The organism is Pseudoalteromonas sp. NC201, assembly GCF_002850255.1.
Lineage (GTDB): Bacteria > Pseudomonadota > Gammaproteobacteria > Enterobacterales > Alteromonadaceae > Pseudoalteromonas.
Map to the genome: position 1 here is coordinate 1100079 of NZ_CP022522.1, position 11466 is coordinate 1111544.

An 11466-nucleotide genomic window follows, 5' to 3' on the forward strand; every position below is an offset into this window, starting at 1 on the left:
TTAAAACTTATATTTAAGGTTGATACCGTACGTTCTAGGCGCGCCGTAATAACCAAGTTGAACCCCAGGTGCTGCGCTAAGATCGAAGCCGTGTTGACGATAGCGTTTATCGCCTAAGTTTTTACCGTATAAACTGGCTTCCCAAGTATCGTCCGCGGAGCGGTAGTGTAGTGACATATCAAAGAAGGTGTAGCCTGACTGTGCGAGTACCTCAGAGCTGCTCACGGTGAGATAGGTTTTACTGCGATAGGCGGCACTACCACGTAGCGAAAATTCGCCTTGCGTAAAAGCGCTAAAGAAGTATTCAAAGCCTGCACGGCCATTCCATTTGGGTGAATTAACCAGCTCTCTTTCATCGCTGACTTCTTTCCCAAAGTCGCCGATGAGCTCATCATAACCGCCCCCTAAATAGCCCAAGTTGAGGTTCACAGTGAGGTTATCGGAAGCCACGGCTTCGAGCTCCATTTCTGCGCCATAAATGGTGGCTTTACCTGCATTTTCAAACAGTGATAAAAACGCGCCGGTGTCGGGGTCGATAGAAAAGCGGCTGAGCTGAAAGTTCTTATAGTCATTGAAAAAAGCCGCGGTATTTAAGCGAATATTCTGCTTATTCAATAAGGACTTAGAGCCAATTTCATAGCTCCACAAGGTTTCTGGTTCAAAAGGTTGTGCAAATGAGGTGATCCGGCCGTTAAAACCGCCACTTTTAAACCCTTTTCCGGCGCTCAGGTAAACCATGCTGTCGTCAGATATGGTGTAATCGAACACCACTTTTGGGGTAAACTCTTTCCACTCCTTGGATGCGCTGTAGCCTGTAGGGCTATAGCCAATGCCTGTGCCGAATACCGCTTCCATTTCCTCAGCCGTTGTTACACCGGTGCCAAAAAACTCCTCGCCTTTGGACGTGACTTCTTTTTTCTCTATGGTGTAGCGTGCGCCAAGCGTGACGTCGAGCTTTTCAGTCAAAGACCAAGAGAGGTTAGCGTAGAGGGCTGAGCTGGTATTTTCTTGATCGCGTTCTCCTGCGTTAATCACAGGCCAAGGCAGGTAAACATCTGGTGCCACCATAACGAAAAAGTCCGGAGCAACGGAGCCGCCAAAATTCAGATCGTCCTCATTAAAGTAATAGAGCCCAGATACCAAGGAGAACTGGTCGTCTTTGTATAACCATTGAAATTCTTGGCTTATCTGCTGTTGATCTTCGAAATTAAAAATACCAAATGATGCATCGGGGGTGGCATCTAAGTCTAAGTGCGTGCGGTATTCCATTTCGCGTCGAGCAGTGATGGATTTAAATATCGAGTGGCCCGTGAGATATTCAAGCGTTAAGCTCGCTCCCGAGGTATCCAGTTCTTCTAAATCGTTGTAGTTAACGTCAACGAGAAAAGGGTCTTCCTCGGGCGCATAGTAGCCTTCTTTTACCACCGAATAGATAGGCGTTTCTCTATGTGGGGTGCGTGAGCTTGAGGGGGATGCGTTCGAGCCGTCGACGACTAAATAGGCCGAAAAATTCTCACTTGGTTGATAAAGTAAACTGCCGCGCCATGCTAGGGTATCTTTGTCGTGGTCGTCACTATTGTTATAGCGATTCTCACTAAAACCATCTCGACTACTTTTGGCAATTGCAAAACGCCCAGAGAGCGTGTCTTCAATCAATGCGCCGTTGACGCTAGCTTTTATCGTTTGAGCATTATAATTTCCAAGCGCCACGCTGACATATCCTTCGTTGTCTTGCGAAGGTTTGGCACTACTGAAACGCACCGCGCCACCTATGGTATTGCGACCGTAAAGGGTGCCTTGTGGACCACGTAATACCTCGATTTGCTCAGGGTCGACCACATCTAAAAAGGCACCTTGAACGCGCCCAAGATATACGTCGTCGAGATACACACCAACGCCGGGATCGTTAAACGAGATAGAGTCAATTTGGCCAATTCCGCGAATATAAATGACGGCGTTGGAAGCATCACCTGAGTGCAGGTTAAGGTTTGGAACGTGAGATGCCAAGCCACCGAGGTCTTGTACGTTCATCTTCTCAAGCTCTGAGGCGGAGAGGGCGGTCACCGCAAGCGCGACATCTTGTAGATTTTCGGTTTGCCGCGTTGCGGTAACGCTGATCCGCTCAATTTTTTTGCTTTGCTCATTGCTAAGCGTGGACTCCGCTTCGGCATAGCTATGGCCTGATAATACTGCCGCTATCAGAAGTGATAGTGTATGCCGTGGTATACCTTTGGTTGAACTGACTCTGTGCGATTGAGTTGCTGCAATCATGCTGAGTAACCTTTTCGTCGTTATTATTATGTTCTCCAGTATAGGAATGAAGAAAATTCAATAGCTAGGACAAAAACAGTCAACTTGATGAGCAAATTAGCTCATTACGAACATGGATACCTTATTCATCCATTCAATTCAAACCTGTTCTACGGCTCAATGGGTGTTTATATTATGATGCTGATGAAAGTGGCTTAGAGTGTTCAAGTAATTCTTACGGTCAGGTTTTGTTTGATAAACAATACTATCCTGATGACATTTCTTTGAGAGATGACAACTTATGTATCGTTGAAAGTGGTAAGTTGGAGTGTTTCGAGTTGGTAAAAGAATGGAGCCAAGAAGACCCTAAAATTCGACTGCAAGCGCGTCCAACAAATTTAGATTCTATTAGTAATGGAAGCGCAGCAAGAAAATCTTACCTTAGTTGGGAAGGTATTAGCGTATGCGCTTTATACACAGGTGGCTTTTTGTGTGACAGCGATAACTCTGGGGCTGATTGGAGTTATCCTAGTATGTATTTTGATAACATATTATCTCTGGATTTAAGTGATGACCGTATTTGCATGGTTAGAGGTTATCAGCAGATTAATTCTCGCTTTGTGCAATGTATCAAGGAGGGAACTCATGAAGAACTGTTTGTTCCTGGTGACTTATTAACTACAAAAAGTGTCTCAGTTGGTGCTATAGAAACATGTGTTTTAGAACTTGATAGAGCGGTGTGCTGGAATCGCGCTAATGATGTATATAGCAAACCACTCGTTAATCCGACGCAACTCAAAGTATACACTTACCAAGCTTGTGCAGTAGATGATAACGGTCTATCTTGCTGGCCCTTAGGGAGTAATGAAGGAAAGGGGATAACGCTTCCTTCGATTCAAAATGTGACGAAATTAATGGAAGATTCAACCTGTGCGGTGGGAGAAGATGGTCTATTTTGCTGGGATACTTTTCCTTATTATGGGTATGGGCAAAGAGACCGAGCACTATACTAGTTTAAAGGCATTGGACTGGGTTGAGCTCAGTCCATTGCACGCAACAAATTATCCGATATGTAAAGATTGCATGCTAAGCCCTTAGTTAAAACTGAGCGAAAGAGTTATTTACAATTTTAGTATTTGCTGAATTATTGTTCTTTATCTCTAAAGGTGATACTTTGGGGTACTCTTGTAAAAAGGGTACAAATTATCAATAAGGAAAATAAAGAATGAAATTGAAATTACAAAAAAAACCACTTAAATCTCTATCTAATAATACCGAACTCAATGCGCAAGCGACTCCTCAAGTAGCAGGTGGCGTGAAGCAAACTGAGTGGTGCAGCATGGGTCCAAAATGTTTAGTTACCGGCACTTGCTATCCTACGGATAAAGTTGCCTGTACGGAAATGTAATATTGATTCGTGATGCGGACCTAGTTCGTATCACGTTTTATGCTTTTTTGTATAAATAACCTTAGCTTCGGATAGTTAATGCCATCCTAGCCGTCAGCTTTGGCGCTAACCGGATTGAGCTCACTTTCAATAACCAGCTATCGTCACGGTTAAGCTTCATTTAAATCAAACTCTGGTTAATCGCCTTTATGACCGCTTGGGTTCTGTCTTTAACTTCAAGTTTTGCGAGTATTTGAGAGACATGGTTGCGAATGGTGCCTTCGGAATTGTGTAAGGTGTTGGCGATGATTTTGTTTGACATACCGAGAGATAAACAGCGCAACACTGCTTGTTCTTTTTCAGTCAATTTTTCTTGTGGTGCTAATTGCTGATCTAGAAGGTAAGTCGTCAAAGCGCTTTGTAGCACTTTTTTCCCTGCAATCACTTGTTGGATGGCGTCGATTAATGCCTCTAGTTCAATATTTTTAAGTACATAGCCCCGTGCACCAAGATTAATGGCCTTTACCAATACATCGCAATCTTCAAAGGTAGTGATAATCAAAACTGGAGTGGGTATTGCGTTAGTGCGCAATGCATTAAGTACACCTAGTCCATCTAAATTAGGCATGCGCATATCCAGTAAGACGATGTCAAATTGTTGTGAAGCGAGTAACTCAAGTGCCTGTATACCGTCTTCAGCTTGCCCTTTTATACAAATGTTTTCGTCAAGGTTAAGCAAGTTGGCTAGGCCTAACCTCACCAAGGTTTGGTCTTCCACGAGTAGGCAATTGATCATGTAATATTCTCGGATAAAAGGTTAAGTTCGGGTACAGGTATGGTTATCGAGCTGATGAGCTTTTGATTTTCAATTTTTTGTGTGAATGAGCCGTTAAGTAGTGCTAGTCGCTCATGTAGCCCAGATAAGCCATTGCCTTGTTTTGGCAAGCTAGACTCGCTTTGGTTGTGAAAGGCGCTAGCTTTTAGATTATGGTTTGCTGTGTCAATTACGACCTCAAAATTGATATGATTTGCTTTGGTATGTTTGAGCGTATTGCTTACCATTTCTTGACAAAAACGGATCACGCAGAGTGAATGCGCTTGCGAAATTTGTTCTGATCCACGGTCTAGCTTTAAGGTGTAGCGCAAATTGGGTGTAGCCGTGAAAATTGCTTCTAGTGCTTGTTTCAAGAGTGTTTTATTGTGGCGCTGAGTGGATACGATACTTCTTACTTCCTCAAGCAAAGTTTGGCTTAGTTGATGGCAACTCGCTAGGGTTGGCTCCATATCTTCGCTTGCCGTTCTTTTTGCGAAATCAAGATTAATACTCAGTGCTGTGAGTTTATGGCCTAGTGAATCATGCAATTCTCGGGAAATATTGAGTCTTTCTTGCGCTGCTGACATGGCTCCCATCATGTGTTGCGCGGCTTTAAGCTCTTTGTAATTTTGCCGAGATTGGTAGTGCATATTGAGGCTCTCAACTATGCGTCTGCTGACAAACCAGTTCATTGCACAAAAAAATAGCCAAACAGCAAAGGTGATCCAAGGTACGCTACCCTCCCACCTTGTATAGTGTGTAAATCCGTATACCAGCATAGCAAGTAACACGGCAGACAGAACTTTAGGGAATGAAAAGTGCGGACTAAAAATTGCAGAAAACATGACCAAATGAATAAAAACTAATGAAGTTGTTGATACCTGCATAAGTAGCGCTATCAATACTAGGTAGGTACAGGCTGCCGCATGGACTCGCTTATTTGGGTTGTGAATGATAAAAAACAGCAATGTCAAAATGGCACCGCTAATGATTAGCTGGCCGACCAATGCGAGCTGAGAGTTACGGTAATACATACATGCAAGTGTGACACCTAACCAAGAAGCAAGTGTTGAAAAACGCCAGTCTGTTGTATGGCGGATAGGAGAGTCCATCATTTCTGCGCAAAGTTTTTATTTTTGATTATTACAGAATCGCTATGGTGAGAACAGTGATAATTGTCATAGTCAAAATATGAGATTTATCACTGGTGACGTGACATCACTTTACTAAGATAGTGATGGATATCGGTAATTCATATGAGGCTTATTTATGACGGATATGGCAACGATTTCTTCAATGGCTACTGTTCAATGTGGCGTCGCTCGTGCTGATGGAAGATTATGGGCGACGGTAGATACACTGCATTTTACTCCTTTCAATACCTTGCTGGGGCTAGGTCCATATCAAATTGATGTCGCTGATGTGATTAAGGTTGAACAGTGCCTTGGCAAAGGCGCAGGACTGCTTCCTCTTACAACTCAAGCGATCCAAATTACATTAAAGAGTAATCAAACGTTCAAATTTATTTTATCAGAACCTGAATCATGGGTAAGGTGGTTTAATTCTATTAGCTGTTGATTAAATGAAAAGGATTTAAACCCCACAATTTATAGATGGCTTTCTTTAAGTTGTTGTAAATTTTTAATTTTAATTTTTATTTTCCTGATTGGTTTCATTTGGTAACTAGTTTGAAAAAAGGGATTGTTCAGTTTGGTAATTAACCTATAATTAATTTGGCAGGTAGAAATAAAGCTGATAACCTATTGCCCGTCTCAAAATAATCTCACTTAAACACAAGGATTATAGTGTTATGAATGCTCAAAGATTGGAGCGCATATTAAGTGCGTTTTTACCTTCTTTTATTGCCAAGCAACTAGCTAAATCACCAAAACTTTTGCTGTTTGTTGTGCTATTTATCACCTTGCTCGTCATTTTTATTATTAAAGTCGCCTCTTTTGCTATTTACTCTTTGGTCGTGGGAGCTGTGTTATTCGGCTGTTGGATGGCGTGGAGTGGCACTAAACGCATCATGTCGAAGCGCAAGAAACGAGTGTCTTAAAGTTAAATCAAGATACTCTGGGTTTAATACCTATTACTTAATTAATCTGAAATATATTTTGTCTGTTTGTCTGCTGGACTAGATATTACATAAATTGAAAATCTCAATCTATTTAAGGAAAAATAACCATGAGTCTATTAAATAAATTCAAAACTCAAGCGCAATCTATTGGCAGTAGTATTGGTGAATCTACCAGTAAACTAAGCGGTGATATTGTGTCTTCAACGAAAGACAATGCAAAGCTTGCTGGTTTGAAATCAGATATCGCGTCAATCGATGGTCAACTTAATATTGCATACCAAGATATTGGCCGCAAATATATTGAGAACCTAATCAAAAACGATGGTGCAAATCTTGAAGCTGTATTGCAAGACACTATCGAGCGTATCGATCCGTTAATTAAGCGTAAAGACGATCTGGAAGCGGAAGTTATCGCTATTGAGAAGCAACTAAAAGATCAGATAGTTATCCAGGAAAAAGCGGTTTTCCAAAAAGAATTTGATGGTGAAAAAGAGAAGCTAGAAAAAGCGCTAAAGCTTGATGTTATCTCACAAGACGAGTTTGATACTAAGCTGGCTAAAGCACGTTTGAAACTAGACAATTTCGATGAAATTCGTAAAACCAAAAAGCAGCACGAAATGGGTCTAATCAATAAAGAAGAATTAAAAGAAAAGCTAACTGCGTTAGGTGCGTAATCTAACGCTTAATTACTCCCTGATTAGCCAGCGCTAATAATTTAACAATTATATGAGCTGGCTACACTCTGCGTTATTGAAAAATCATATTCAAATCATTGCGTTTACGTTATTCGCTTTAACCTTAAATTGGCAGCGATTGTTTAGTAAAGTGGAATACTCCACATGTAGATGCACATCAATTTAATTGGCTAAATTACTCAATTCGAAGACTCTTTATTGCAAGGCTTGCTTCGCCACCTTCTGTGTCTGTCAAGTCTGGTACAAAGTAAAGTGCGGAAACATGCTTGAGTATGACCCCTTTGTCTTTTGACCAAGCAGGTGTCCAGTTGGGTCTGGCAAAATCATTCAGAGCTACGTTGATTGTGTGCCAAGTATCTGATGCTGGTAATTTAGTTTGGTAGTGAGCATAGCTTTTATCACCTGAGCCGCCATACTCCTGTTGCGATAACTTAACTATCAAAGCGTTATCACTTTTATACGTCAATGCAATGTTGAATTGAGAGGGGAGCTGTTTAGTGGGCAAGTCGTAAATAAGCTCTACCCAAGAGTTGTTTTGTTTATCGACTCGCGGCACGCGTTTAAACTGAATAGCAACTTGCTCTTCATTAACAAGCGGGCCGTTCAGAATTGCTTGGCTGCCATGCGGATCGGTCGCATAACGCCATTGTTTTGGCTTTAAGTTCGGCTGAGTATAGCTACAGCCAGAAACCGCTATAACGAATAAAAGTGATAAAAAACGCATAGAAAAATCCTTAGAACAACGTCCCTAAAATATAATTTTTTAGTTTATTTACAAGAAGGTAATATGACAACGGGGCCCATGTGCATTTTTGGCCAATGTTAGAAAATTTCAAGTCATCATACTTCAATGTGGCTTGCTAAAGTTATGGCACCTATCATGAGAGATTGATTTATTGGTGTGGTTGATCTCATACTGTTTCTAATACAGGTTAGCTAGGGTCTAGCAAACAAATAAGGAATCGTATGGAAACGGAGTTTATCTCTTTTATTTTTTATCTTTTTGTATTTATTGGCGCTGTTTTTGCTCTACAAGATAGACAAAGGCTTAAGCAACTTGTCAAAAAAGTACATCAGTTACAAAATACGATAGAGCAGCAAAGTCGCCGGATCTCGACACTTGAAGGTCGTGAATTCTCAGATCAAGCACGTTCAGAGAAGAAGCTTTCTGTGCGTGGACAAAGGAATGACGAAACAGCTGATAGCACATCATTAACTGCACGAACAGCATTGGGTGGCTCCATTGCAACAGCCAATCCTACACAACCTCAGCAGCCTGAAAGCGACAGTATGGTGACTATAGCAAGAGCCAAGCCTAGTAAGAGTAAACCAGCCTTTGAATTTGACTTTACTTTAGATTCTTTATTAAAAGGGAATGGACTTTTTTGGATAGGTGCCGTAGTGCTAGCCTTAGGCGGCGTTTTTCTAGCGAAGTACTCTATTGAAGCCGGACTTCTTCCTCCTAGTGTGCGAGTGATACTGGGGGCCCTTTTTGGAGTTAGCTTGGTTACTGCCGCTGAAGTTGTAAATCGCTACAAAGAAAAGCTAAAAATTAATACGCCATACATTTCTGCAGCACTTGCCAGTGGTGGCGTGATCACTTGCTTTGCCATGACATTGGTTGCTTTTGATTTCTATCATTTTATACCGGCTAATATGGCCTTTGTTTTACTCGCCATTATTTCATTGGCTGCGACCTCTTTGGCACTGAGATTTGGCCCTGTGCTCGCAGGTATCGGCATCGTTGGTGCGTATGTCGTGCCTGCTTTGGTATCGACCGGTTCTAATAATATCGGTGCGTTACTGCTGTATATCAGCTTTGTTTCACTCTCTGCGATTTGGGTTGCGGATTATGTGAAGCGCAAATGGCTGTGGTGGCAAAGCTTTGTTGGGCATTTCTTATGGTTTTGCACCGCGGTTGCGGTTGGTGGAAGCGGCGACTTTTGGGTGCTGCTGATTTTTGCGCTTATCTCTATGTACTTATATGTGTTGGTAGACGTACTGGGTTGGCGACTGACGAATTCAATGATAAGTCCGTTGCCTGTCAAAGATTTATTAATGCCAAGGAAAGAGCAGTTGGGAATTTTACTCCCACTGTTACTTATCGCATGTGCGCTAATAATAAAAACCCAAATCGATACGCTTATTTGGGCTAATGTCTTATTTGCTAGCGTGGTTTTGTGTGCGGCTTATAGACATAGTGCATTGGATAGTTGGCCATTTTATTTACTATTGTTTGTACTTCTCTCATTCTACTTGATGCCCAAAGTGGGCACTTACGACGACGTACTTTTTCCTTTCACCGGTAAGTATTTGTTTATCCAAGTAGCAGTGGTCATCACGATGTTATTTAGCATGATGATGATTAAGCGATATCCATCAAGACTCGCTTATTTGATGCTGTTGAACGTGGCACCACTTGCGCTTTACGGTGTAAGCTACGCTATTTCTCCTAGAGTCGCAGAAGCAATTTTATATCCTGTATGGGCGGTTGAGATGTTGGCCATCGGGCTCTTCGCTTCGTATTGTGCGATGAAAACGGATACTAATATTCAGCAGGTCACTTACCTTATTTTGGCGAATGCCATGCTGAGTTTGTGTTTTACGATGTTACTCTCGGCAAGCTCGTTGACTTTAGCGATTGCGGCACAAGTGGCGTCTATGAGTTATTTGAGCTGGAAGTACAAAGTGCGTATACCTGATTGGTTGTATAAGGCTGCACTTATTGCCGTTGTTACCCGTCTTACTTTTGCGCCTTGGCTTGCAGATTACAAGCACGAAACGATTTTAACTATACATTGGACACTTGTGGTCTATCCGCTGGTGCTGGGCATCATTTGGTTTGCTACCAAACACAACCCTTCAAAGGCCCTGAACACTTGGTTTATGGGCGTCGCAATGCATATTGTGGCGCTTCTGGTTACGACCGAAACAAGTTATCTCGTGATTGGTGACTACCCTGATTTTACTAATCTCGGTTTCCAAGAATCCGTGTTGCTTGCTTTGAATTGGCTGGTGCTTGGCGCTGTATATCTGTGGCGAGGGCAGCTCAGCGACAAGGGCAACAGACTTTATCCGCTTGCAGCTAGCTTGCTATTACTTGGAAGCGCGTTGCTCCACGCCGATATTTCGTTTGCCAATAATCCGTTTTTTGACAGGCAATATATTGGAGACGGCGTGTTTAATTGGTTACTTTTGCAGTGGTTGGTACCAGCATGCGTATTCGCTTTCATGCTCCAGTTTAAGTTAATACCACCGCAATTTAAGCGTTTGGTATACGGGCTGATAGCCTTGCTAGGGGTCTTGTTTATCAATGGTGAAATTCGGGCGTTATTTCATGAGGGTTTCCTTGTGCTGTCGATGCCGATGGAGCAATCCGAGTTATATACCTATTCGATTGTTTGGCTATTGATTTCAACCGTATTAATTTTTGTTGCCAAGCGGGTAGAGCATAAAGTGCTGATTAATGCCGGTTTTGCAGGGCTAGCCATTGTTATTTTAAAAGCTTTTGTGGTCGATATGGCAACCCTCGAAGGCTTGCTGCGCGCCTTGTCTTTTATCGGTTTAGGCTTATGTTTGGTGGGAATTGGTTGGCTGTTTCAAAAAATGCAGGATCAGCCCAGAGAGGTAAAACCAACGGTGGACTGATCCTTACATTTTTACAAGCAGTAACCACCGTCAACAGTGATGTGCGCGCCGCGCATTGCTGTTGCTTGTAACATGCGCCCTAATGGAATCGACGCCAACCCTGCATTGAACTCAGCTATTTGTTGCTCGCTCATTCCCGCTTTGTTTTGGATTTCAGTATTGGTCACACTGGTTAAACGCCGTTTGGTGTTGGGTTCAATCATTTCAGCAGAACTGGTATTCTACGCGGCATACTGAGTAAGTGAGAGTAAAGAGATGATCAACGATAAAGATATCATTGAAACTTTGGACGAGCTGGAAGCTTTTTTGTTGCTAATTGATAACGATGGCTTAGGGTTGCAAAACGTGGCTGGTGTGGCACTGGCAACGAACAACAGCGATGGCAGACCATTTATTGCGATTTTGGATGATAAACACCAATTGTTGTTGGGTCGTTGGGTATCTCAAGACGTGTATGAAAACGGCAGAGACATGGTTCGTTACGGACCAAAGAAAGCACATTAATATCCTTTGAGTAGCCGCATGGCTGGATTTAAGATTGGAGTGCAGGATAAACCTGCTTCCAATCCGTTTTGTCGGTGGTTATACGAAG

General features: G+C 42.3%; 12 protein-coding genes. 7 read left to right on the forward strand and 5 right to left on the reverse strand.

Features of this window, described 5'->3' with window-relative positions; translation table 11 throughout:
- A complete protein-coding gene (locus PNC201_RS04480) occupies positions 1–2271 on the reverse strand; it encodes a TonB-dependent receptor (protein ID WP_102056300.1) in 2271 nt (756 codons plus the stop codon).
- 227 nt (positions 2272–2498) lie between these two features.
- Between PNC201_RS04480 and PNC201_RS04485 the strand changes: the two genes are divergently transcribed.
- Together PNC201_RS04485 and PNC201_RS04490 are read left to right on the forward strand one after the other, a co-directional pair.
- On the forward strand, positions 2499–3263 hold the full coding sequence (locus tag PNC201_RS04485) for a hypothetical protein (RefSeq protein WP_102056301.1): 765 nt from the start codon (positions 2499–2501) through the stop codon (positions 3261–3263).
- 212 nt (positions 3264–3475) lie between these two features.
- Positions 3476–3658, forward strand: coding sequence for a hypothetical protein (locus PNC201_RS04490; RefSeq protein WP_010607278.1), 183 nt, complete (start codon positions 3476–3478; stop codon positions 3656–3658).
- A gap of 160 nt (positions 3659–3818) precedes the next feature.
- Here the strand turns inward: PNC201_RS04490 and PNC201_RS04495 are convergent, their stop codons facing one another.
- On the reverse strand, positions 3819–4433 hold the full coding sequence (locus PNC201_RS04495; RefSeq protein WP_102056302.1) for a response regulator: 615 nt from the start codon (positions 4431–4433) through the stop codon (positions 3819–3821).
- Entirely contained in the window at positions 4430–5566 is a 1137-nt protein-coding gene (locus PNC201_RS04500) for a sensor histidine kinase (RefSeq protein ID WP_233525211.1), read from the reverse strand. The genes PNC201_RS04495 and PNC201_RS04500 overlap by 4 nt, the downstream gene beginning before the upstream one ends.
- Before the next feature lie 154 nt (positions 5567–5720).
- Here PNC201_RS04500 and PNC201_RS04505 point away from each other — a divergent pair, with 154 nt between their 5' ends.
- From PNC201_RS04505 to PNC201_RS04515, 3 genes are all read left to right on the forward strand, one after another.
- Positions 5721–6029 carry a hypothetical protein gene (locus tag PNC201_RS04505; RefSeq protein WP_102056304.1) on the forward strand — a complete coding sequence of 103 codons (309 nt, stop codon included), beginning with the start codon at positions 5721–5723 and terminating at the stop codon, positions 6027–6029.
- Positions 6030–6261: 232 nt separating this feature from the next.
- Positions 6262–6510 carry a hypothetical protein gene (locus tag PNC201_RS04510; RefSeq protein WP_010370628.1) on the forward strand — a complete coding sequence of 83 codons (249 nt, stop codon included), beginning with the start codon at positions 6262–6264 and terminating at the stop codon, positions 6508–6510.
- Between the two features lie 128 nt (positions 6511–6638).
- Positions 6639–7205 (forward strand): hypothetical protein, encoded by a 567-nt coding sequence (locus PNC201_RS04515; RefSeq protein WP_017217868.1) that lies wholly within the window; start codon positions 6639–6641, stop codon positions 7203–7205.
- Positions 7206–7401: 196 nt separating this feature from the next.
- Here PNC201_RS04515 and PNC201_RS04520 read toward each other — a convergent pair whose 3' ends face one another.
- Entirely contained in the window at positions 7402–7950 is a 549-nt protein-coding gene (locus PNC201_RS04520) for a carbohydrate binding domain-containing protein (protein ID WP_102056305.1), read from the reverse strand.
- A 242-nt stretch (positions 7951–8192) separates the two neighbouring features.
- Between PNC201_RS04520 and PNC201_RS04525 the strand changes: the two genes are divergently transcribed.
- Positions 8193–10874 (forward strand): DUF2339 domain-containing protein, encoded by a 2682-nt coding sequence (locus PNC201_RS04525; protein WP_102056306.1) that lies wholly within the window; start codon positions 8193–8195, stop codon positions 10872–10874.
- 11 nt (positions 10875–10885) lie between these two features.
- Here PNC201_RS04525 and PNC201_RS04530 read toward each other — a convergent pair whose 3' ends face one another.
- A complete protein-coding gene (locus tag PNC201_RS04530; RefSeq protein WP_233525212.1) occupies positions 10886–11077 on the reverse strand; it encodes a hypothetical protein in 192 nt (63 codons plus the stop codon).
- A 52-nt stretch (positions 11078–11129) separates the two neighbouring features.
- Here PNC201_RS04530 and PNC201_RS04535 point away from each other — a divergent pair, with 52 nt between their 5' ends.
- A complete protein-coding gene (locus PNC201_RS04535; RefSeq protein ID WP_102056307.1) occupies positions 11130–11378 on the forward strand; it encodes a hypothetical protein in 249 nt (82 codons plus the stop codon).
- The last annotated feature ends 88 nt before the right edge of the window (positions 11379–11466 follow it).